General features: G+C 65.0%; 21 protein-coding genes. 11 read left to right on the top strand and 10 right to left on the bottom strand.

The annotated features are described in order from the left end of the window. Positions 1 to 106: 106 nt before the first annotated feature. Both polA and E8L99_RS08105 read left to right on the top strand, forming a co-directional pair. Complete coding sequence (gene polA, locus E8L99_RS08110; RefSeq protein WP_137099062.1) at positions 107 to 3,151, top strand: DNA polymerase I; 3,045 nt, start codon at positions 107 to 109, stop codon at positions 3,149 to 3,151. Positions 3,152 to 3,178: 27 nt separating this feature from the next. Then, on the top strand, positions 3,179 to 3,670 hold the full coding sequence (locus tag E8L99_RS08105; RefSeq protein WP_137099061.1) for a hypothetical protein: 492 nt from the start codon (positions 3,179 to 3,181) through the stop codon (positions 3,668 to 3,670). Here E8L99_RS08105 and yihA read toward each other — a convergent pair whose 3' ends face one another. From yihA to E8L99_RS08080, 5 genes are all read right to left on the bottom strand, one after another. Beyond that, complete coding sequence (gene yihA / locus E8L99_RS08100) at positions 3,671 to 4,288, bottom strand: ribosome biogenesis GTP-binding protein YihA/YsxC (protein WP_137102017.1); 618 nt, start codon at positions 4,286 to 4,288, stop codon at positions 3,671 to 3,673. It abuts the gene before it with no gap. 40 nt (positions 4,289 to 4,328) lie between these two features. Further along, positions 4,329 to 6,173: a membrane protein insertase YidC gene (gene yidC / locus E8L99_RS08095; RefSeq protein ID WP_137099060.1), complete on the bottom strand. Its 1,845-nt coding sequence runs from the start codon at positions 6,171 to 6,173 to the stop codon at positions 4,329 to 4,331. Positions 6,174 to 6,203: 30 nt separating this feature from the next. Next, entirely contained in the window at positions 6,204 to 6,578 is a 375-nt protein-coding gene (gene rnpA, locus E8L99_RS08090; RefSeq protein ID WP_137099059.1) for a ribonuclease P protein component, read from the bottom strand. Between the two features lie 48 nt (positions 6,579 to 6,626). After that, a complete protein-coding gene (gene rpmH / locus E8L99_RS08085) occupies positions 6,627 to 6,761 on the bottom strand; it encodes a 50S ribosomal protein L34 (RefSeq protein ID WP_136960844.1) in 135 nt (44 codons plus the stop codon). A gap of 146 nt (positions 6,762 to 6,907) precedes the next feature. Beyond that, a complete protein-coding gene (locus E8L99_RS08080; RefSeq protein ID WP_168201604.1) occupies positions 6,908 to 7,531 on the bottom strand; it encodes a TetR/AcrR family transcriptional regulator in 624 nt (207 codons plus the stop codon). Between the two features lie 81 nt (positions 7,532 to 7,612). Here E8L99_RS08080 and E8L99_RS08075 point away from each other — a divergent pair, with 81 nt between their 5' ends. Then, entirely contained in the window at positions 7,613 to 8,644 is a 1,032-nt protein-coding gene (locus E8L99_RS08075; protein ID WP_137099057.1) for an NAD-dependent epimerase/dehydratase family protein, read from the top strand. A 12-nt stretch (positions 8,645 to 8,656) separates the two neighbouring features. On the opposite strand, the gene E8L99_RS08070 is transcribed toward E8L99_RS08075, so the two are convergent. Then, a complete protein-coding gene (locus E8L99_RS08070) occupies positions 8,657 to 9,274 on the bottom strand; it encodes a glutathione S-transferase family protein (protein WP_137099056.1) in 618 nt (205 codons plus the stop codon). Positions 9,275 to 9,283: 9 nt separating this feature from the next. Continuing rightward, positions 9,284 to 10,153, bottom strand: coding sequence for a bifunctional DNA-formamidopyrimidine glycosylase/DNA-(apurinic or apyrimidinic site) lyase (mutM, locus tag E8L99_RS08065; RefSeq protein WP_137099055.1), 870 nt, complete (start codon positions 10,151 to 10,153; stop codon positions 9,284 to 9,286). Between the two features lie 99 nt (positions 10,154 to 10,252). Here mutM and ubiE point away from each other — a divergent pair, with 99 nt between their 5' ends. From ubiE to E8L99_RS08025, 8 genes are all read left to right on the top strand, one after another. Continuing rightward, positions 10,253 to 11,008 (top strand): bifunctional demethylmenaquinone methyltransferase/2-methoxy-6-polyprenyl-1,4-benzoquinol methylase UbiE, encoded by a 756-nt coding sequence (gene ubiE / locus E8L99_RS08060; protein WP_137099054.1) that lies wholly within the window; start codon positions 10,253 to 10,255, stop codon positions 11,006 to 11,008. Positions 11,009 to 11,010: 2 nt separating this feature from the next. Beyond that, on the top strand, positions 11,011 to 12,576 hold the full coding sequence (gene ubiB, locus E8L99_RS08055) for a 2-polyprenylphenol 6-hydroxylase (protein WP_137099053.1): 1,566 nt from the start codon (positions 11,011 to 11,013) through the stop codon (positions 12,574 to 12,576). Positions 12,577 to 12,616: 40 nt separating this feature from the next. Beyond that, on the top strand, positions 12,617 to 14,062 hold the full coding sequence (locus tag E8L99_RS08050; protein WP_137099052.1) for an AMP nucleosidase: 1,446 nt from the start codon (positions 12,617 to 12,619) through the stop codon (positions 14,060 to 14,062). A 72-nt stretch (positions 14,063 to 14,134) separates the two neighbouring features. Continuing rightward, a complete protein-coding gene (locus tag E8L99_RS08045; RefSeq protein WP_315862578.1) occupies positions 14,135 to 15,220 on the top strand; it encodes an AI-2E family transporter in 1,086 nt (361 codons plus the stop codon). 144 nt (positions 15,221 to 15,364) lie between these two features. Beyond that, positions 15,365 to 17,503: an alpha/beta hydrolase domain-containing protein gene (locus E8L99_RS08040; RefSeq protein WP_137099051.1), complete on the top strand. Its 2,139-nt coding sequence runs from the start codon at positions 15,365 to 15,367 to the stop codon at positions 17,501 to 17,503. A gap of 96 nt (positions 17,504 to 17,599) precedes the next feature. Further along, entirely contained in the window at positions 17,600 to 18,811 is a 1,212-nt protein-coding gene (gene coaBC / locus E8L99_RS08035) for a bifunctional phosphopantothenoylcysteine decarboxylase/phosphopantothenate--cysteine ligase CoaBC (protein WP_137099050.1), read from the top strand. Beyond that, positions 18,808 to 19,269 (top strand): dUTP diphosphatase, encoded by a 462-nt coding sequence (gene dut, locus E8L99_RS08030; protein WP_137099049.1) that lies wholly within the window; start codon positions 18,808 to 18,810, stop codon positions 19,267 to 19,269. The genes coaBC and dut overlap by 4 nt, the downstream gene beginning before the upstream one ends. A 159-nt stretch (positions 19,270 to 19,428) precedes the next feature. Beyond that, the gene (locus E8L99_RS08025; protein ID WP_137099048.1) at positions 19,429 to 19,842 is read left to right on the top strand and encodes an RrF2 family transcriptional regulator; all 414 of its coding nucleotides are present in this window, start codon (positions 19,429 to 19,431) and stop codon (positions 19,840 to 19,842) included. Positions 19,843 to 19,853: 11 nt separating this feature from the next. Here the strand turns inward: E8L99_RS08025 and E8L99_RS08020 are convergent, their stop codons facing one another. The 3 genes from E8L99_RS08020 to E8L99_RS08010 all read right to left on the bottom strand — a co-directional run bounded on the left by E8L99_RS08020 (position 19,854) and on the right by E8L99_RS08010 (position 22,340). After that, positions 19,854 to 21,011: an aminotransferase gene (locus tag E8L99_RS08020; RefSeq protein ID WP_137099047.1), complete on the bottom strand. Its 1,158-nt coding sequence runs from the start codon at positions 21,009 to 21,011 to the stop codon at positions 19,854 to 19,856. A gap of 82 nt (positions 21,012 to 21,093) precedes the next feature. Beyond that, entirely contained in the window at positions 21,094 to 21,801 is a 708-nt protein-coding gene (locus E8L99_RS08015; RefSeq protein ID WP_137099046.1) for a class I SAM-dependent methyltransferase, read from the bottom strand. Next, positions 21,801 to 22,340: a TIGR00645 family protein gene (locus tag E8L99_RS08010; RefSeq protein WP_137099045.1), complete on the bottom strand. Its 540-nt coding sequence runs from the start codon at positions 22,338 to 22,340 to the stop codon at positions 21,801 to 21,803. The genes E8L99_RS08015 and E8L99_RS08010 overlap by 1 nt, the downstream gene beginning before the upstream one ends. Positions 22,341 to 22,354: the final 14 nt, after the last annotated feature.

Raw genomic sequence — 22,354 nt, 5'->3', positions numbered from 1 at the left:
TCACGCCCGCAGATGAGAAGGGAGCCCTGTTCCAGGCTCAAACGACATGACGGGGCGGGACGGTGCGTCCATAATGGACGCTGACTCGACCGAGGTTCCCCGATCCATGCACGCCGATCATCACCGTCCCGTCCAGAAGGGCGACCGCGTCTTCCTCGTCGACGCTTCGTCCTTCGTGTTCCGCGCCTATTTCCAGTCGATGAACCAGGACCGGAAGTACAATGCGCGCTCTGACGGCCTGCCGACGGGCGCCGTTCGCCTGTTTGCGACCAAGGTGCTGCAATTCGTCGAGGACGGCGCGCTCGGCGTGAAGCCGACCCATCTCGCCATGATCCTCGACAAGAGCGAGAACTCGTTCCGCAAGGCGCTCTATCCGCTCTACAAGGCCCAGCGCCCGCCGCCGCCGGAAGATCTCGTGCCGCAATTTCCGCTGATGCGCGACGCCATCCGCGCCTTCGGCCTGCACGCGATCGAGCAGGACACCTACGAGGCCGACGACCTGATCGCGACCTATGCGGAACAGGCCTGCGAGCGCGGCGCCGATGTGCTCATCATCTCGGCCGACAAGGACCTGATGCAGCTGGTCCGGCCCTGCGTCGCATTCTACGATCCCGAAAGCGGCATCAAGGGCAAGCCTGGCTATCGGCCCGAGCGACTGCTGGTCCATGGCGACAGCTTCGAGCGCTGGAACGTACCGAAGGAAAAGCTCGGCGATGTCAGTGAATATTGGGAGGGGATGGGACCGGACCGGATCGTCGAGATCCAGTCGCTGGAAGGCGACACCTCCGACAACGTGCCGGGCGCACCGGGAATCGGCCGCAAGACGGCCGTCCAGTTGCTGACAGAATATGGCGATCTCGACACGCTGCTCGCCCGTGCCGGCGAGATCAAGCAGCCCAAGCGCCGGGAGACGCTGACCAATCCGGAGGTGCTTGAGAAGATCCGGATCTCGCGCAAGTTGGTCGAACTGGTGCGCGACGTACCGCTGGAAGTGCCGCTGGACGATACCGGGCTCGAAAAGCCGGACGGAACGCAGCTGGTCGCGTTCCTGAAGGCGATGGAATTCACCACCATCACCAAGAAGGTGGCGGAACTCTACGGCGTCGATGCCGCCAAGATCGAACCTGACCCGCGGCTGGCATCAACCCGTGGCGTACCGGCCAAGGCTGCACCAGGCAGCGGCTCCGACCTGTTCGGCGGCGGCCAGGCATCCGGTGCGACAGACGCCACGGCTCCCGAGGCCGGAGGCGCCACGCCGCAGGCCATTGCAGCGGCTGCTGCCCATATGGGTCTCACCGCCAAGGTCGACCGCTCGGGTTACCAGTGCATCACCAGCCCGGCAGAGCTCGACCAGTTCATCGCAGCCGCTCGGGAGGCCGGGGTCGTCGCGCTCGACACGGAGACCACGTCCCTCGATGCCATGTCAGCGGAACTTGTCGGCTTTTCCCTGAGCTATGCCCCCGGCAAGGCCTGCTACGTGCCGCTTGCCCATCGGGCTGGCGAGGCCGGCCTGTTCGATTCAGGGCTCGTGCCGGACCAGATGCCGGCTCGTGCCGCGCTCGACCGGCTGAAGGCGCTCGCCGAGGACCCGGGGGTCCTCAAGATCGGGCAGAACCTCAAATACGACATGCTGATCCTCGCGCGGCATGGGATGACCATCGCGCCTTATGACGACACCATGCTGCTCTCCTACGCCCTGGACGCCGGGCGCGGCAGCCATGGCATGGATGCCCTGTCGGAACGGCTGCTCGGCCACGAGCCGATCTCGTTCGACAGCGTGACCGGGACCGGCAAGGGCCGCATCACCTTCGACCGTGTGCCCCTCGACAAGGCAACCGCCTATGCCGCCGAGGATGCCGATGTCACGCTACGGCTCTGGAACGTGCTCAAGCCTCGGCTGCCGGCCGAGGGCAAGACCACAGTCTATGAAACGCTGGAACGTCCGCTGGTCAGCGTACTCGCCCGCATGGAGCGCTATGGCATTCTGGTCGACCGGCAGGTGCTGTCGCGGCTGTCCGGCGACTTCGCTCAAGTAGCGGCACGCGTGGAGGCAGAGATCCAGGAGCTGGCGGGTGAACCGCTCAATCCGGGTTCACCCAAGCAGCTCGGCGATATCCTGTTCGGCAAGATGGGCCTGCCGGGCGGCACCAAGACCAAGACCGGCGCCTGGTCGACGGCCGCCGGCGTGCTGGAGGATCTCGCCGAGCAGGGCCACGACCTGCCACGCAAGATCATCGACTGGCGCACCGTCTCCAAGCTCAAGTCGACCTATACCGACGCGCTGCCGAACTACATGAACAAGGAGACCGGACGGGTCCACACGTCCTTCTCGCTCGCGGCGACCACCACAGGCCGCCTGTCCTCGTCCGAACCCAACATCCAGAACATCCCGGTGCGCACCGAGGAAGGCCGGAAGATCCGGACCGCCTTCATCGCCCCCCCGGGGCGGAAGCTGGTGTCCGCCGATTACAGCCAGATCGAGCTGCGCATCCTCGCCCATATCGCCGATATCCCGCAGCTCAGGCAGGCGTTCGCCGACGGCATCGATATCCATGCGATGACCGCCTCCGAAATGTTCGGCGTACCCGTCGCCGGCATGGATCCGCTCGTACGCCGACGCGCCAAGGCGATCAATTTCGGCATCATCTACGGCATTTCCGCCTTCGGCCTCGCCAACCAGCTGGGCATCGCGCGGGAGGAGGCCGGCGCCTATATCAAGCGCTATTTCGAGCGGTTCCCCGGCATCCGCGACTATATGGACGCGACCAAGGCGTTCTGCCGCGAGAACGGCTATGTCGAAACGATCTTCGGGCGGCGCTGCCATTACCCCGCAATCAAGTCCGGCAATCCTTCGGAACGGGCCTTCGTGGAGCGCCAGGCGATCAATGCTCCGATCCAGGGGTCGGCGGCTGATATCATCCGCCGCGCCATGATCCGCATGGAAGCCGCGCTCGCCGGCTCGAAGCTCGACGCGCTGATGCTGCTGCAGGTGCATGACGAACTGGTGTTCGAAGTGCCTGACGATCAGGTGGACCGAACTCTGCCGGTTATCCGCCGGGTGATGGAAGAGGCGACGCAGCCCGTCTTGAACCTGAAGGTGCCGCTTGCGGTCGATGCGCGCGCGGCCGTCAACTGGGACGAGGCGCACTAGCGGGCCGATGCCCGCATCGGGAGGACGATGGACAGGACCGAGCCGAGTGTCTGGAGCCTCCTATGGAGTATCGGGCTTATCGCGGCCGGGATCGTTCTGCTCGGCTGGGGTTGGAGCACCTTGCCACCAGGCAAAACCGTGCTGACCGTCGTGGAGCAGATCGGGCCTCCCAGTGTCACAACGGAACTGATCCGGGAGTACAGCCGGCGCGGTGACACAACCTATCGCACCCAGCGTATCGCGCTTCAGGTGCCCGGCAAGGGCGTCCACATTGTCTCGCCGGCCAGGACATTGTGGGTGGGTGACCTCGACACCGTTCGCCGTGATCAGGCGGTTCGCTATCTGGTCGATCTGGATCAGCAAATTGTCTTCGAGGCGACGACCGACGGGCGGACCTTGCTGGCCTACGAGCAGACAGCCGGAAACCGCACCGGATATGGACGAGCCCTCATGATCATCGGATTGATCATGCTGGTGATCGGGGCGTTTCAGCTCGCGCCGCTCTGGCGTCAGCAATGATCAGGGGCGCTCGGCAACCACCCGCGCGATTGCCGACCGCAGTTCCGGCATGCCCTGGCCCTTGCGGCTGGACGTCGCGATGATCTCGGGAAAGGCTGCCGCGCGCTTCTTCAGCTGGTCCAGCGTCGTGGCGATCAGCTTGGTCAACGCCGCATCGGTGATCTGATCGGCCTTGGTGAGCACGACCTGATAGGAAATTCCAGACTGACCGAGTTCGTCGAACACTTCGGTGTCGACGGGCTTGATGCCGTGGCGGGCATCAACCAGCACATAGACGCGGGCAAGGCTCTGGCGTCCGCGCAGATAGTCGCGGATGAGCTTCTGCCATTCCCTGACCTTGGCTTCGGGAGCCGCCGCAAAGCCGTAGCCCGGCATGTCGACAATCACGAGATCGGTCGGCTCGCCATCCACCGGCGGCACGTGGAAGAAGTTGAGTTCCTGGGTGCGGCCGGGCGTGTTGGACGTGCGGGCAAGGCTGTTCTGCCCCACCAGCGCATTGATCAGGCTCGACTTGCCGACATTCGACCGCCCGGCAAAGGCGATCTCCACACCTGTGATCGGCGGGAGATGCGCCATATTCGGCGTGCCGCGCCAGAACCCCCAGGGTCTGGCGAACATCAGCCGGCCGGTTTCCAAGAAGTCGGTCAAATCAGCTCCGTCAGCTGGCCGGCTTGGCCGGACCCTTGCCGAACATCGATCGCAGATTGTCCCACAGTTCCAGCTTCACACCGTAGCGCCGCATGATCAGCGCCTGCTGCAGCACCGACAGCGTGTTGTTCCAGGCCCAGTAGATGACGAGACCGGCCGGGAACGATGCCAGCATGAAAGTGAACATGATCGGCATCCACTTGAAGAATGCCTGCTGGATCGGATCGGTCGGCGCCGGGTTCATCTGCATCTGGACCCACATCGTGACGCCCATGATGAGCGGCCAGACGCCGATCAGCAGGAAGGCGGGCACGGTGAAGGGCAGAAGGCCGAAGAGATTGAACAGCGAGGTCGGATCCGGTGCCGAGAGATCGTGAATCCAGCCGAAGAACGGCGCGTGCCGCATTTCGATGGTGATGAACAGCACCTTGTAGAGCGCGAAGAACACCGGAATCTGGATGACGATCGGCCAACAGCCTGCGAGCGGGTTAATCTTCTCGCGCTTGTAGAGCGCCATCAGTTCCTGCTGCTGCTTCATCTTGTCGTCGGCGAAGCGGTCGCGAATCGCCGTCATTTCCGGCTGCACCTTTTTCATCATCGTGATGGAGGCGTAGCTCTTGTTGGCGAGCGGGAAGAACAGGCCCTTCACCAGCAGGGTGACGAGCAGGATGGCGATGCCGAAATTGCCGGTCTTCAGGAAGATCCAGTCCATCACGATGAACAGCGGCTTGGTGATGAAATAGAACCAGCCCCAGTCGATCAGCCGGTCGAACCGGTCGACCTTCAGCGTGTTGGCATAGCCGTCGACAACGGCCACTTCCTTGGCGCCGGCGAACAGGCGCGAGATGGTCTCGATCGTCGCGCCGGGCGCAATCGCCAGAGCAGGCTTGAGGTAGTCGGTCTGGAAGCTCTTGGTCGTGCCGTTCTGGAAGAACTTGAAGCTCGAATCCGTCTCGGTCGTCTGATCGGGAATGAGCGCCGCAGCCCAGTACTTGTCGGTGATGCCGAGCCAGCCGCCGAGCGACTTGAAGGCTTGGGTGCGGTCCTTCTCGATTGCCGAATAGCCGACTTCCTGCAGGCCCTTGTCGCCGAAGACGCCGATCAGGCCCTCGTGGAGGATGTAATAGCCGGCCGTCTGCGGCAGGCCATGGCGTGAAATCAGGCCGAAGGGATGGATCACCGCCGCAGCCGCGGCCCCATTAGTCACCGCATCCTTGACGGTGATCATGTAGCTCGCGTCGATCTCGAAGGTACGGCGGAAGGTCAGGCCCTGGCCGTTGTCCCAGGAGATGGTCACAGGGGTCGAGGGCGTCAGCGAACCGGTGCCCGACTGGGTCCACTGCGTCCGCGAATTGGGCAGAGCGACCGTCTGGCCGGCGCCGGCCACGAAGCCAAACTCGGCGTAGAAGGGCTGGCGGTGATTGGCGGTGTCGATCGGCGAACCTTCCGGCGCGAACAGCACGACGTTCTGGCTGTTGGGCTGGACCGTGTCGCGATAGGTCGCGAGCACGAGGTCGTCGACGCGACCGCCAACCAGATTGATCGAGCCCTTCAGGCGCGGCGTCGCAACCGCAATACGCGGCGTGGAGGCGAGCACAGCCTCGCGGGTCTGGGCACTGGCCGGTGTCGGAGCAACGACGCCTGGCGCACTCGGCGCTGCCGGCTGGCCGGGCTGAGCGGGCGCCGCACCGGGTGCGGGCGGCGTCTGCGACTGGGCGACCGGCTGTTGCGCCTGCTGCTGGCGCTGCGCCTCGCGCTGCCGCTCGACCTGCGGCATGCCGACAAAATATTGCCAGCCGACCAGAACGAGGATCGAGAGCACGATCGCGAGAATGTAGTTGCGGTTGTCAGCCATCGGTCCGTCCGGGTGCGGTCGGGAGAAAGGTCAGGACGAGGAGCGCGCGACCGAGCGCTCCTGGGCTTTGGCGGCGCGGCGAATTGCGTCCGTCAAGTCGACGATCAGGGTCTCGAAGGGCCGATCGAGCGCTGCCCGGTTGAGGACAAGCACATAATCGGAGCCAGGACGGGCCGCATCTGCGGCACCGAGACGCACGGCTTCCCTCAGCCGGCGCCGCATGCGGTTGCGCTCGACGGCGCCGCCGGTCTTCTTGGTCACTGTGAAGCCGAAACGGGGCGCGCCGCTATCGTCGCGCCGGCGTTCCTGCAACACGAAGGCCGCCGAGTTCACGCGGCGGCCCCTGGAACAGGCGATGAAATCGGCGCGGCGCACGAGACGGAGGGGCGGTGACTGGCAAGTCATCGGCGCCCTCCCCTCAGAACGACGGGCCAGCCTGACGGCTGAAGCCGATCACGCCGACAGGCGCTTGCGGCCACGCGCGCGGCGGGCGGACAGAATCCGCTGGCCGCCCTTGGTGGCCATGCGGGCACGGAAGCCATGGCGGCGCTTGCGCACAAGCTTGGAGGGTTGGTAGGTGCGTTTCACGGGACGTCTCCGCGCGGATCTGGATCGTAAGATCGGATGGGGGTCTGAAGCAGCCTGCTAGCGGCGATGCGTTTGCACGCACCACACACTCGGGCGCAGGCCGCTCCCAAGTCGGGCCGGGTTATAGGCAGGAGGCCTGAGAAAAGTCAACGCGGCGGCGCCACATCTCGTGAACCGATGCCCGCCAAGGCGACAAGCACCCCGACGAAGCGGTCGGCAAGCTGCTCCGGAGAAACGGAATCGGCCGCCGCGCGGATGACCAATCCATCGAACAGCGCCGCGAGCGTCTCGGTCATGTCCGCGATTGCGATCCGGGGCGTCAGTCCGGCAAGCGAGACAAATTGCCCAACCAGGCCCTGCATCTCGGCCATCTCGGCCCGCTCCATCGCGGCCAATTCCCGCGAAAGAAGCGGCAAGTCGGCTGCACGGCGCCGCACTTCCGCCTGGAGCAGTGCCCAGGGCCCGTCGGAGAAGAAGGTAACCATCACGGCCCGGATCGCGGCGATCACGCCAGCAAGATCATCGCCCGACGCCAGGGCCTCGGCCAGCCTGTCACGCTTGGCGGCGTAATGCGACTGCCAGACGCTGAGCAGCAGCGCTTCCTTGCCGCTGAAATTGGCATAGACGGCGCCCTTGGAGAACCCTGCGGCCTCAGCGACTGCGTCCACCGACACCCCGTCAAGACCATGAGCGAGATAGAGCCGATGAGCTGCCTCGATGAGACGGCGGCTTGTCTCGGCTTTCTGATCGGCACGGGAGAGACGGGGCATGAAGGAATTCCTTGCCCTTTTGAATACCATTTCGTATTCAAATACCAATCGGTATGTGAATGTGACCCTCTGGAGCCCCTCATGCAAACCATCTGCGTCACCGGAGCCACTGGCTTCATCGCCTCGCACACGATCGCCCTCCTGCTCGACCGCGGCTATCATGTTCGCGGCACCGTGCGTTCGCTGGCGCGGCCAGACGCGCATGCTTTCCTGACTGCGCTGCCCGGCGCAGCAGAGCGCCTCGAACTGGTCGAGGCCCAGTTGCTGGAGCCAGGCTCGTTCGATGCGGCCATCGCCGGCTGCGATGCCGTTCTCCATATGGCGAGCCCCTATGTGATGAGTGTCGCGGATGCGCAGGCCGATCTGGTCGACCCAGCGGTCAAGGGAACGGTCAATGTGCTGCAATCCTGCGCCCGCACGGCATCGGTCCAGCGCGTCGTGGTGACCTCGTCGATGGCGGCCGTGACCGATGAGCCGGACCAGTCGGTTGTGCTGACCGAGGCCGACTGGAACACGCGTTCCTCGCTTGTCCGCAATCCCTACTATTTCTCGAAGGCAGAGGCCGAGCGCGCCGCCTGGTCGTTTATGGAGACCCAGAAGCCGGCCTTCGATCTCGTCGCGATCAACCCCTTCATCGTGATCGGACCGAGCCTGACGGCACAGCTCAACACATCGAACGCCATCCTGGCCGATCTCGTGAAAGGCACTTACCCCGGCATCCTCGCCTTGACCTGGGGTTTCGTGGATGTCCGCGACGTCGCGCTCGCGCATGTCCTGGCGCTGGAAACCCATCAGGCGGCCGGCCGATACCTCTGCGCCGGCAACACGATCACCATGCGGGAGGTGGTCAGCCTGCTCCGCGGCCTGAACGTGACGGGTGCAAGGCTCCCCTCTCTCGGCCTCGACAACGCAGTCGGCAGCGTAGCGGTCAAGCTGATGTCCTACACCCAGCCCGGCGGCGTAGGCTCCTATCTGCGCAGCCATGTGGGCCGCGTGCCGCGCTACGACACATCCAAGATCCAGCGCGACCTCGGCCTGTCGTTCCGCGATATCCGGATATCAATCGCCGACGCCGTTGCCGACATGTCCCGCTGGGGCCATGTCGGCCGGTGACGGCAGTCAGCATCAGGTCAGCGGCACATCCGCCACATGGGCAGCGAAGGCTGGGCGATCTAGCATGAGCTTGTGCCAGCGCTCGAGATTGGCGAGCTTCGGGCCTTCCTTGATCAACGCGAAGTAGCGGAAGGCAACGATCCCCATTGGAATGTCGGCCACCGTGAACGTGTTGCCGACGACATGGGAATGGCGGCCGAGTTCGGCGTCCATGATGGTCATGGCCGCAATCGACTTCACCTTTCCATCCTCGATGGCGGCATGATCGCGCTTTTCCGGCGCGGTGCGCACAAGCCCCCAGAAGACCGGCGTCAACGCCGCCATGGCCTCGGTCTGCTGCCAGTCCATCCACATGTCGACGCGCGCCTGGTCTGCCAGTGCCGCCGGCATGAGCCGGCCGTGACGGCGGGCGAGATAACGGCAGATTGCGTTCGATTCCCACAGAACGAGGCCATTGTCCTCGATGGTCGGCACCCGGCCGTTGGGGTTCTTGGCCCGGTAATCGGGTTCGTTGACCACGCCGAATTCACGGCCGGCATCATGGCGTTCATGGGCGAGCCCCAGTTCGCCGACGCACCACATCACCTTCTGGACGTTGGACGAATTCGTCCGGCCCCAAATCTTCAGCATGGATCGATCCTATCGTTGGCAGGACGGGCAGTAGAACGTTGATCTGTTCGATTGTACCAGTCGGCGAATCTGCGCACCGCATCCCGGCGTGACGCAAGGCTCGCCCTCCCGGTCATAGACCTGGAAACGGTGCTGGAAATAGCCGAGTTCGCCGGAGGGCTGGGCATGATCGCGCAGGCTGGAGCCTCCGGCCTCGATGGCCTCGGCAATGACGGCGCGGATCACCGGCACAAGCCGCTCGAGACGCACGCTCGGCTGGCCGCCCTTGGTGACCAGTGTCTCCGCCTTCCGCTCCGGCCCGAGACCCGAACGGAAGAGAGCCTCGCAGACATAGATGTTGCCGAGGCCGGCAATGATCGACTGGTCTAGGAGGGCCGCCTTGAGCGGCGCCTTCTTGCCGCGAAACGCGCTGGCGAGATAATCGGCGGACAGGTCGTTGCCGGTCGGCTCGATGCCGAGATGGGCGAAGAGCGGGTGATCGGCTAGCCCGGCGCGCCCGATCAGCAGCATGAAGCCGAAGCGGCGCGGATCGTTGTATGTGATCGTCGCGCCGTTCGACATGTGGAAGACGACGTGGTCGTGCGCCGCGAGCCGCGAGCGCTCGTGGTGGAACTCGCCAACGATCCCCGCCTCGATGCGGAACGAACCGGACATGCCGAGATGCATGACCAGCACTTCGCCATTGTCGAGATCGAGCTGGAGATATTTGGCGCGGCGCCCGACGCTGTCGATGCGACGCCCGGCCAGGCGGTCCGCGAAGCGCTCCGGAAAGGGGAAGCGCAGGTCCGGCCGGCGCACCTCGGCACGCACGATGGTCGCGCCTTCCAGATGAGGGCTGAGGCCACGCCGGACGGTTTCGACTTCGGGCAGTTCAGGCATCGGCGTTCAGGCGGCAGCCTGCTCCATCCGGGATAACGGGCGTCATAGCGTCGGCAGGACGCTTCCGCTATGGTCCCGCCGCAATTTCGAGGACCGCGCATGACCGCCACCAGCACCGACACCGATTTCGGCTTCCGCCGCGTCGACCTCGACGCAAAGCAGGGCCTTGTCGACGATGTCTTCCACAAGGTGGCCGGCCGCTACGACCTGATGAACGACTTCATGTCGGTCGGCCTCCACCGCGTCTGGAAGGATGTGATGGTCAACCGGCTCGGCATCTCGAAGACACGGGCCTTCAACCATCTCGATGTCGCCGGGGGCACGGGCGATGTCGCCTTCAAGGTGGTGAGCGAAGGGTCGGGCGCCAGGGCGAACGTCTGTGACATCAATGGCGAGATGCTGAAGGTCGGCCGCCAGCGGGCCGCCGAGCGCGACCTCGACGCCAGGGTCGAGTTCGTCCAGGGCAATGCCGAGGAACTGCCGTTCCCGAGCTCGACCTTCGACGGCTACACGATTGCGTTTGGCATCCGCAACGTGCCGCGGATCCAGAAGGCGCTCGACGAAGCCCATCGCGTGCTGCGCCCCGGCGGGCGGCTTCTGGTTCTGGAATTCTCGCCCGAAGTGATCCCCGGGCTCGACCGCGCCTATGACCTCTATTCGTTCAACATCATCCCGCCGATGGGCAAGCTCGTCACCGGCGATGCCCAGCCCTACCAGTATCTCGTCGAATCGATCCGCAAGTTCCCGCGTCCGCAGGTCTTTGCCGGCATGATCGCCAAGGCTGGCTTCTCGCGCGTGGACGTGACGCCGATGACCGGCGGCGTCGTGTGCCTGCATGGCGGCTGGAAGATCTGAGCGTGTTCGGCAGCCTCCTCCATCTCGCACGCCTCGGACGCGCCGGCTTCGTGTTTGCCCGCGAGGGCGTCTTCGGTCTTGTCGATCCGGAAGCCCTGCCGCGCCCGGCAAGGGTCGCGCTGTCGATCGCCCGGCTGATCGAGCGGCGGAGTTCCGGCACGCGGTCCGACAAGCTGACCTCGGCGCTGACGCGGCTTGGGCCGACCTATGTGAAGCTCGGCCAGTTCCTCTCCACACGTCCCGACGTTGTCGGCGCGACGATTGCCCGCGACCTCGAAGCCTTGCAGGACAAGGTGCCGCCCTTCGGGCAGGAGCAGGCGGAACGAATCGTCACCGACACGCTGGGGGAGCCGCTCGGCACGTTGTTCCTGTCCTTCGGGCCACCGATTGCCGCGGCCTCCATCGCGCAGGTCCACAAGGCGCGCGTGCGCGACGGCGATACCGAACGCGATGTCGCCGTGAAGGTGCTGCGTCCCGGCATTGCAGACCGTTTCCGCGCCGATCTCTCCGACTATTACTTTGCCGCCCATCTCGCCGAGAAGCTGGCTCCGGAGAGCCGCAGGCTCATGCCGGTTGGCATCGTCGATACGCTGGCCCGCTCCATGGCGATCGAACTCGATCTGAGGCTCGAGGCCGCCGCCGCCTCGGAGATGGCCGAGCGCACGAAGGACGATCCGGGGTTCCGGGTGCCTTCGGTCGACTGGATCCGGACCGGCAAGAATGTGCTGACGACGGAGTGGATCGACGGGCTTCGCCTAAACGATCCGGCAGCGCTGGCGGCCGAGGGGATCGATCCCGAAGCGCTCGGACGTACCGTCATCCAGAGCTTCCTGCGCCATGCGCTGCGCGACGGCTTCTTCCATGCCGACATGCACCAGGGGAACCTGTTCGCCGATCGCGCCGGCAATCTGGTGGCGGTCGATTTCGGCATCATGGGGCGCATCGGGCCGAAGGAACGGCGGTTCCTCGCCGAAATCCTGCTCGGCTTCATCACCAAGGACTATCGCCGGGTGGCGGAGGTCCATTTCGAAGCCGGCTATGTGCCCGGCCATCACTCGATCGATGAATTCGCCCAGGCCATCCGTGCCATCGGCGAGCCGATCCATTCCCGGACCGCCGACCAGATCTCGATGGCCAAGCTGCTGTCGCTGCTGTTCGAGGTGACCGGTATTTTCGAGATGCAGACGCGGACCGAACTGATCCTGCTGCAGAAGACCATGGTGGTGGTGGAAGGCGTCGCCCGCTCGCTCGATACGCGCCTCAACATGTGGTCGACCGCCGAGCCGGTGGTGCGCGAATGGATCACCCGCAATCTGGGGCCGGTTGGGCTGATCCAGGATGCCGGAACCGGCGCGGCAACGCTCGGCCGCTTGGTGGCGGAAGCACCAGCTTTGCTGAAGCGGGCGGCGCTGCTCTCCGAGCGGATCGATGAGCTCACCCGCGAGGGCTTCGTGCTCGCGCCGCAATCGCTGAAAGGTATCGGCGAGGCGGAAGCGCGCCGGAACCGCTGGGGCACGGTGGCGTTGTGGGTGATCGCGGGCCTGTTGGCCCTTCACCTCCTGCGATGAGCCGCCTTTTTCGGATCATGCCGGCAGACTATGGTCGGTCATGACCGAGAACCTTTCGCCTGAATCCGCCGTCGACCGTCTCGCCCAGCTCTATGCCGAAGCAACCGGAGCGTTACGGGCGGCGCTGGACCGGTTCCTCGCCGGTGGCGCGCCGCCGGACGCCGCCGAGCGCGCCCGCTTCGTCTATCCCGAGCTTGCCGTCACCTATGCGCCAGACCGGGCCGCTCCGCGCAACCGCCGCGCCTACGCCAAGTTCTCGACCCCCGGCCGCTATGCGACGACGGTGACCCACCCGACCGAATTCCGGCGCTATCTCCTGGACCAATTGAGACCGTTGGTCGCCGAATATGGCGCGACCATCGCGGTCGGTCCGAGCACTCAGGAAATTCCCTATCCTTACGTCCTCGACGGCGGCAATGAGCTTTCCAAAGGCGGTGCAAGCCCGGGCGATCTCGCGCGCCATTTTCCAGTGCCGCTGCTGGCCGTGGTCGGCGACGAGGTGCCGGACGGCACCTATGCGCTATCGCCAGGCGAGGCCAAGCCGCTGGCGTTGTTCGATGCCGTCCGCGTCGACTATTCGCTCCGCCGCATCATCCATTATACCGGCACGGACTGGCGTGCGGTGCAGCCTTGGATCCTGTTGACCAATTACCATCGCTATGTCGACCAGTTCGTCGCCTGGGGCGTGGCGGAGATCGCGGCAGGACGCGCCACCCGCCTCGTCGCGCCGGGCGGGCTCGTCATCGATGCCGATACGCTGGACGATGCTGCCGGCCTGATCGCCGCTTCCAGCTGGCACCGCTTCCAGATGCCCGCCTACCACCTGGAGCGCGCGGATGCGGCCGGCGTGACCCTGGTCAATATCGGCGTCGGCCCCTCCAATGCGAAGAACATCACCGACCACCTCGCGGTGCTCCGACCCGATTGCTGGCTGATGGTTGGCCATTGCGGTGGCCTCCGGCAGGCGCAGGAAATCGGCGATTACGTGCTGGCACATGCCTATCTCAGGCGCGACCGCATCCTCGACGACCTGCTGCCGCCCCAGATTCCGATTCCGGCGCTCGCCGAAATCCAGACCGCGCTGCAGGAGGCTTGCGCCGAGGTGACCGGCGCGCACGGCGATGCCTTGAAGCACCGGCTGCGCACCGGGACGGTGGTGACCAATGACGACCGGAACTGGGAGCTGCGGTTCACTCAGGAAGCGAAGCTGATCAATCTATCCCGGGCCATCGCTGTCGACATGGAGAGCGGCACCATCGCGGCCCAGGGCTATCGCCTGCGCGTGCCCTACGGGACATTGCTGTGCGTGTCCGACAAGCCGCTGCATGGTGAGATCAAGCTGCCAGGCGCGGCAAACGCCTTCTACGCGACAGCGGTGGCGCAGCATCTGCTGGTCGGGCTCAATGCCATCGAGCGGCTGAAGGGCGCCGGTGGCGCGATCCACTCCCGCAAGCTTAGAAGCTTCGACGAGCCGCCGTTCCGATAGCCAGAGAACGACCTGTTTGCCGGCTTATCGACTGACACACTCCTGCCGCTTCCAACGGCCAAACCGGGCGCCATGATGCGAAGTCTTGAAGATGCGGCCTTCCTGATCCTGGTGGTGGCGCTGTCCGCCCTGCTGGCCTGGATTCTCTGGCCCTATTACGGCGCCATCCTCTGGGCCGTGGTGGCAGCCATCGTCTTCGCTCCCGTGCAGGCCCGGCTGAACCAGTCATTCGGGGGGCGCACCAGCCTTGCAGCACTTGCCACCCTCTTGCTCATCATCGCTCTGGTGATCGTGCCATTCATCCTGATCGGTGCCGCACTCGTTCCGGAAGCGGCATCGGCCTATGCCAAGTTCCAATCGGGAGAACTGGATCTCGTCCGTGCGCTGCGACGGGTCGTCACCGCTCTACCGGCCTGGGCCTCCAATCTGCTCGACGATAACGGCCTGACCAGCCTCGGCGCCATCCAGCGGAAGCTGGTGCAGGGGCTCGCGTCGAGCAGCGGCACTGTTGCCAGCCACGCGCTGAGCATCGGCCAGGGAACATTCGGCTTCATCGTCAATCTCGGCGTCATGCTCTACCTCCTGTTCTTCCTGCTGCGTGACGGAGGGACTATCGCTGGCCGGTTCGAGGCGGCCTTTCCAATCGACAAGGACCGCAAGCGCGCCCTTCTGGAGCAGTTCACCGTTGTCGTCCAAGCGACCATCAAGGGCAGCATCCTGGTGGCATTGATCCAGGGAGCGCTTGGCGGACTGATCTTCTGGGCTCTCAGCATCAATGCGCCGCTGCTATGGGCTGTCGCGATGGCGTTCCTCTCGCTGTTGCCATCGGTGGGAGCGGGGATCGTCTGGCTTCCCGTCGCGATCTATCTTCTCGCCACCGGAGCGGTCTGGCAGGGAGCGGTGCTGATCGCCTTCGGTGTCCTGGTCATCGGCCTGGTCGATAATGCCCTGCGGCCCATTCTGGTCGGCAAAGACACGCGGATGCCGGACTATGTCGTTCTGCTGTCGACGCTTGGCGGCCTCGAGATGTTCGGCCTCAATGGCTTCGTTGTCGGACCTGTCATCGCTGCCATGGCCATTGTCGCCTGGGACATCTTCATCGTCACGCGCCGGGATGCTTCCGATGCCGCCGGTGAGACCGAGCAATCATCGACCTGAGCGAGCTGATCCAGCTTGACCATCAGTCTTTTGCGAAGACAGCCACGCGCCATAGCGGCTTGGCGTGGAGCTGTTCGCGCTGCTAGCCTCTCCCGCAACATCCCGACCGGACATTGAATCCGGCGGGGCTCAGGGAGGTACATCATGATCGGTCGCTGTTTCAGCGCCGCGACAGCGCTTGTCGTGGCCCTCGTCTGGCTGACATCGCAACCCGCCAGCGCCCGAATCGTCAAAATTGACATCACACGGACAGAGCCGGCTTTCGAAGGCAGGAGCTTTGGACAGGTCGGCAGCTATGAGCGCCTGATCGGCAAGGCCTATGGCGCGGTCGATCCCCGCTCCGCCAGCAACCGGACGATTCAGGACATCGCGCTTGCACCGCGCAATGCCGCAGGCCTGGTCGAATATGTCACCGATATCGAAATCCTGCGCCCGCGCGATGCGGCGAAGGGTAACGGCATCCTGCTGGTCGAGGTGGTCAACCGCGGCAACAAGTTGGTGCTGCGCAATCTGAATGCCGACATTCCCGCCAATGCCGCCGACATGAACGCGGTGAAGACGGCCGGTGACGGCTTCCTGATGGAGCAGGGCTACACGATCATCTGGTTCGGCTGGCAAGCCGATCTGGTCGCCGGCAACAACCGCGTCCGGATGCAGGCACCGGTTGCGCGCAATCCTGACGGGTCGTCCGTCACCGGCATTCTGCGCTCGGAAATGGTCGTCAATGCACCGACCCGGACCCTGCCTCTGTCGGCGGGCTTCTTCACAGCGCTTACCCACACGGCCTATGCGACGGTTTCAACCAGCAACACGACGCCGCTGGCTGACGGTTTCCTGCCAACGCTGACCGTGCGGGCCAAGGAGAATGCGCCGCGTGTGCCAATCGCGCCTTCCGATTGGAGCTTCGGCGCCTGCCCGGATGGCCAGCCGGCAACGGCCAGCGACACGCAGATCTGCCTGCCCGCGGGCTTCCAGCCGGGACGGCTTTACGAACTGATCTATCGCGCCAAGGATCCGATCGTCCTCGGCCTCGGCTTTGCCGCACTGCGCGATGTGGGCTCGTTCTTCAAGTTCGAGCGGCGCGACGAGGCCGGCAATGCCAATCCGGTGTTCCGGCCCGGACAGCGGGCGATCACCATTGGCACGTCGCAGAGTGGCCGGTTCATCCGCTCCTATCTGCATCTCGGCTTCAACCGGGACGAGCGCGGCCGCGTTGCCTATGACGGCGCCATGCCGCATATCGGCGGTGGCCTGATGCCGATCAACGTGCGCTTCGGCCATCCCGGCCGTGCCTGGGGCGACCAGATCGACCACCTCTACCAGGCCTATGATTTTCCCTTCCACTATGCGGCCATGCGCGATCCGATCACCGGCCGCACACAAGGCATTCTCGACCGCTGCGCCGCCAATGGCACCTGCCCGAAGATCTTCCATGTCGCGACGTCACTGGAGATCTGGGAGGGCCGGCAGTCGCTTGGCCTGACCGATCCGCTGGGCCGGCGCGATGTCGCCGATCCCGCCAATGTGCGGACCTTCATCCTGGCATCGACCCAGCATAGCCCGGCCAATCCGCCGCTGCCGACGGCGGCGCCCTTCGGCTCCTGCGTCCAGCAATCGAACCCCAATCCACATACCTGGGCAATGCGGGCCCTGATGACCGAACTGGTCGCCTGGGTGAAGGACGGTCGCGCGCCACCCGCCAGCGTCGTGCCGCGGATTGCCGACGGGACCTTGGTCGCGCCCAACCAGGTCCGCATTCCGGCCATCCCCGCCAATGCCTATGGCAATGTGCAAAGGCCGGCGCTGCGCTATCTGGCCAACCACAATCCGCTGCAGGTCTTCGATTTCGGACCTGGATACCGGGCAGGCGAATCCAGCGGCGTGATCAGCATCGAGCCGCCCCGCCCAGGCGTGCAGAGCTACGGCATTCTCGTGCCGCAGGCCGACAGCGATGGCGCCGACATAGGCGGTGTGCGGTCGGTGTACCAGCGGGCGCCGATCGGCAGCTACATGGCCTGGAATGTCGGCCGGAAGGACCGGTTCGAGGACGGTTTCTGCCTGTTCCAGGGCGCCTTCATTCCGTTCGCCCGCACCCGGGCCGAACGCGAGGCCGCGGGAGATCCGAGACCTTCGATCGAGGAGCGCTATCCGAACCGCGAGGCCTATGTCGCCGCCGTCCGGTCGGCAACCGAGGCTCTGGTCGCACAGCGCACCATGCTGCCGGCCGATGCCACCCGTCTGATCCGTCAGGCCGAGACAGAAGGCATCCGCCTCTCCCCATGAGCCACATGGCGGGGGCAGCCGTCGCGCCGCCCCCCTTTGCCCCGCACCGCACAAACCGCTAGGGTCCCGACCCCATCCCAGGGCTCAAGGCGCATCATGCTGCAGGGCAAACGCATTCTTCTGGTCATCGGCGGCGGTATCGCGGCCTACAAGTCGCTGGAGCTGATCCGGCGGCTGCAGGATCGCGGCGCGAAGGTGCGTGCCATCCTGACCAAGGCGGGGACTGAATTCGTCACACCGCTGTCGGTCGGATCGCTGACCGGCGACAAGGTGTTCATGGAGCTGTTCTCGCTGACCGACGAGGCCGAGATGGGCCATATAGAGCTGTCGCGCGACGCCGACCTCATGGTGGTGGCCCCAGCGACCGCCGACCTGATGGCCAAGATGGCGAATGGCCATGCCAATGACCTGGCGTCGACCACGCTGCTGGCGACCGACAAGCGCGTGCTGATCGCCCCCGCCATGAACGTGCGGATGTGGAGCCATCCGGCAACCCAGCGCAATCTCACCACCCTGAAGGCGGACGGCGTGGCCGTGGTCGGCCCCAATGACGGCTCCATGGCCTGCGGCGAGTTCGGCCCGGGTCGGATGGCCGAACCGATGGAGATCATCGCCGCGATCGAAGGCTTGATGAAGGACCCAGCCGTCGGTCATCCGCTGAAGGGCAAGCGCGTCCTCGTGACATCCGGCCCGACCCGTGAGCCGATCGATCCCGTCCGCTACATCTCCAACCATTCCTCAGGCAAGCAGGGCCACGCCATCGCCAAGGCGGCAGCGGAGGCCGGCGCCGAGGTGACGCTGGTGACTGGCCCGGTATCGCTCGCCGATCCGGTGGGCGTGACGGTCGTGCATGTCGAGAGTGCCCGCGACATGCTGGCGGCGGTCGAGGCGGCTCTGCCGGCCGATATTGCCGTGTTCGCGGCCGCGGTCGCCGACTGGCGCGTCGCGTCGGTCGCCGACAACAAGCTGAAGAAGGGGGCCGGTGGGCCGCCGTCGCTCGCCTTCGTCGAGAACCCCGACATTCTCGCGACGATTGCCAAACATGGCTCGAAGCGCCCCCAACTGGTGGTTGGATTTGCCGCCGAGACCGAGGCCGTCGTCGACAACGCCCGTGCCAAGCTTGCCCGCAAGGGTTGCGACCTGATCGTCGCCAATGATGTCGCGCCCGGCACCGGCACATTCGGCGGCGATGCCAACACGGTTCATCTTGTCACCCCCGACAGCGTCGAGACCTGGGACCGCCAGTCCAAGGACGGTGTTGCCCGCGCCCTTGTCACCCGCCTCGCAGAAATGATCGCCAAAGCATGACCGACCAGCCGCTCGCCATTCCCGTCCAGCAATTGCCGCACGGTGCGGGGCTGCCTCTGCCAAGGGCCCAGACGGCCGGTAGCGCGGGCATGGACCTCGTTGCGGCGCTTCCCGAAGGCGAGCCGCTCGTGCTGGCGCCGCGCGCCCGCGCCGCGGTTCCAACTGGCCTGGTCATGGCCATTCCCATGGGGTTCGAGGGCCAGGTCCGCCCGCGCTCGGGGCTCGCGCTGAAGCATGGCCTGACCGTCGCCAATGCGCCCGGCACGATCGATGCTGACTATCGCGGCGAGGTGAAGGTGATTCTCATCAATCTTGGCGAGGAGGCCGTCACCCTCGCCAGGGGCGAGAGGATTGCCCAACTGGTGATCGCCCCGGTGACCAGCGCGCGCCTTGATCTCGTTGACCTCATTGGCGAAACCGGCCGTGGTGCTGGAGGTTTCGGTTCCACCGGGCGCTGATATCAGCATCGGACAAAGCACAAACAACGCTCGAACCACGATAAGGTTCCATCGTGTCCGCTATGCCTTTTTGGGGTTTCCGAATTGTACTAAGCCGATCACGATCCGTGGATTAATCTTGTCCCAAACGTCGTCCCCCCTCCGGACGTTGAGGTACACATGCCGATATTGTCACGCCGCGGTCGCCTTGCGATCGCCGCCGTCGTTGACATCGCCGTCTATGGCGAGAACTCCCCCGTTGCAGCCAAGGCGCTGGCGGAGCGGCACGACCTGCCACCCCGCCACCTCGAGCCCATGCTGCAGGAACTGGTGAGGGCTGGCATCCTCAAGGGACTGCGCGGGCCGCGTGGGGGCTACAACATCAGCCGGGAGCACATCACCTGCGGCGAGATCGTCAGGGCCGCTGCCGGCAATGCGGAGGATGACGCTCGGAGCACTTCGGCGCTGATCAAATCGGTCATATTGCCGACGGTCAAACGCGCCGAAGCGCTCTATTTCGCCGAACTCGACAAGATCACGGTCACTGATCTCTGCAACGAAGCGAAGAACCGGCAGCTGGTGCTCGCGGACTGATCGCCTGCGGGTCAGGCTGCCGCACGCGGGAAGACCTTGGCGAGGCGGTCGAGCGCGCTGTTCAGCGTGGCATCCTTCTTTGCGAAGCAGAACCGCACCACCGAGGTGACAGGCGTTACGGCATAGAAGGCCGAAACCGGGATGGCTGCGACGCCATGATCGGTCACGAGCGTGCGGCAGAAGGCGACGTCGTCGGTGATGCCGGCGGAGGCCAGGTCGACATTGATGAAATAGGTCGCCGCGCTCGGCAGCACCTCGAAACCTGCCGAGACCAGGCCCTTGTGGAACAGATCGCGCGAGCGCTGCAGGTCGGCGCGCATGCCCTGGAAATATCCGAGCTCCTTGGCGAGGCCATAGGCAACTGCGGTCTGGAGGTTCGGCGGGGTCGTGAAGGTGAGGAACTGATGCGCCTTGGCCAGCACCTTCATGATGGCAGGCGCTGCAACCACCAGGCCGACCTTCCAGCCGGTGAGCGAGAAGATCTTGCCGGCGGAGCCGATCTTGACCGAGCGCTCGCGCAGGCTGTCGATGGCGAGCACCGACAGGTGCGTCGCGCCATCGAACACCACATGCTCCCAGACCTCATCCGAGATGACCGTTGCGCCGAAGCGTTCGCAATAGCGGCCGATCAGCTCCAGATCCTCGCGCGGGAAGATTGTGCCGGCCGGATTGAGCGGATTGTTGAAGAGCACCACGCGCGTTCTGGGCGAGAAGGCGGCGGCCAGATCCTCCTCGGTGAAGCGCCAGTGCGGCGGCTTCAGCGTGACAAAGCGCGGCACGCCGCCAGCCCGCAGGACCAACGGAAGATAGGCGTCGTACATCGGCTGGAACAGCACGACCTCGTCGCCGGGTTCGATCAGCGAGAACAGGGCGCCGGCCAGCGCCTCGGTGGCGCCCGAGGTGACCATGACCTCCTGGTCGGGATCGATGGTCAGACCCTGATGGCGGGCATAATGGGTCGCGACCGCCTGGCGCAGTTCAGGCGTGCCCATCATCGGAGGATATTGGTTCCAACCGGATATGACGGCTTCGGCCGCCTTCTCGCGCACGTCCTGAGGACCCGGATCATCCGGGAAGCCCTGGCCGAGATTGACAGCGCCGGTCTCGCGGGCCAGCCGCGACATGACCTCGAAAACGGTGGTCGGAAGGTCGGCGAAGATGGGGTTCATCACGGCACCACGGCACGGTCGTTCGTTGGAAAGAACGAGATGATCGTTATGCCGATTGGGGCGAGTGTGTCAAACGGCGGATTCAGGACCGGATGGCGACAAAGGTCATCCGGTGAGGGGACAGGCCGAGATTGGGCTGGTGGCGATTGGCCGCGAAGCAGTGGCTCTTCAACAAGCCCAGAATGTCGTCGGGCGCATAGGTCGCGAGGCCGAGTTCGCTGCGGATCTTGCGATAGGGCGAGACGGCGGTGGCCACCAGGCCGACAAGAGCCGACAGGAAATAGCCGTGGCGGGCCCCATTGCGGAGCAGTGCCAGGATATCGGCCACCATTCCGGCATCCGGCGAGATGACATCAGCCAGCACGAACCGGCCACCGGGCTTGAGCTTGGCCGCGAAGCGATCAAGCAGCGCCTCGAAATCGGCGCGGCTCAGGTACTGGATGAGCGAGGAGACGACGATCAGGTCAGCGGTGCCATCGGCCAGGGCTGCATCGAGGTCTTCCGGGGTGCAGGCCGCAATCTTCGGATCGGACGCGAAGCGCTCGGCAAGCTTGGCGACCACCGATGGCGCGCCGTCGCAGAGCACGAGACGGGCGCAACGCGCGGCCACTTCTGCCGCCTCCAGCGCCTCGCCACAGGCATAATCGAGCACGACAGCCTGCTGCCCCGCCGGCACATCCGCGAGATGGGCCAGGATGCCCTTGGCAATCTCCTGGTAGTGGACCGTCTTGTGCCGCTGATCGACGTAGATCGCGTGCTCGCCGTCCCAGAAGGAGCGCCAGTCAGCCATCAGTGCGACGACGATGTGAGCTTGTCGGACAAGGCCAGGAACACGCCCGACACAACGAACACGACGTGAATGGCGACAAGCGCGATGAGGTCACGGTCGGTCATGACTGACACGTTCATGAAGGCCTTCAGCAGATGAATGGCGGAGATCGCGACGATGGAGCCGAGGAGCTTCATCTTCAACGCGGAGAAATCGATGGTGCCCATCCATTCCGGCCGGTCTTCGGCGGAAATGTGACGCATCTTGCCAACGAAATTCTCGTAGCCCGAGAAGATCACCATGACGACGAGGTTGCCGGCGAGCGAGAGGTCGACCAGCGTCAGGATGCCGAGAATGATGTCGGATTCCTTGGCATTCGGCACCTTGGCCAGAAGGTGAACCAGTTCACGCCCGAAGGTGATGAGAAGCAGCGCCAGCGCGATGACCAGCCCGAGATAGAACGGGGCCATCAGCCAGCGGCTGGCGAACAGGGTTTTCTCGATCCAGTGTCCGGACTGGGGCTCGCCGGTGGGGATCGTGGAGGGGACGGGATCGACCATGACCTCTTCTCGCA

The sequence above is a fragment of the Phreatobacter aquaticus genome, from assembly GCF_005160265.1.
Lineage (GTDB): Bacteria > Pseudomonadota > Alphaproteobacteria > Rhizobiales > Phreatobacteraceae > Phreatobacter > Phreatobacter aquaticus.
The sequence above is the reverse complement of the archived record's forward strand: the minus strand, read 5'-3'. Positions and strand labels throughout refer to the sequence as shown.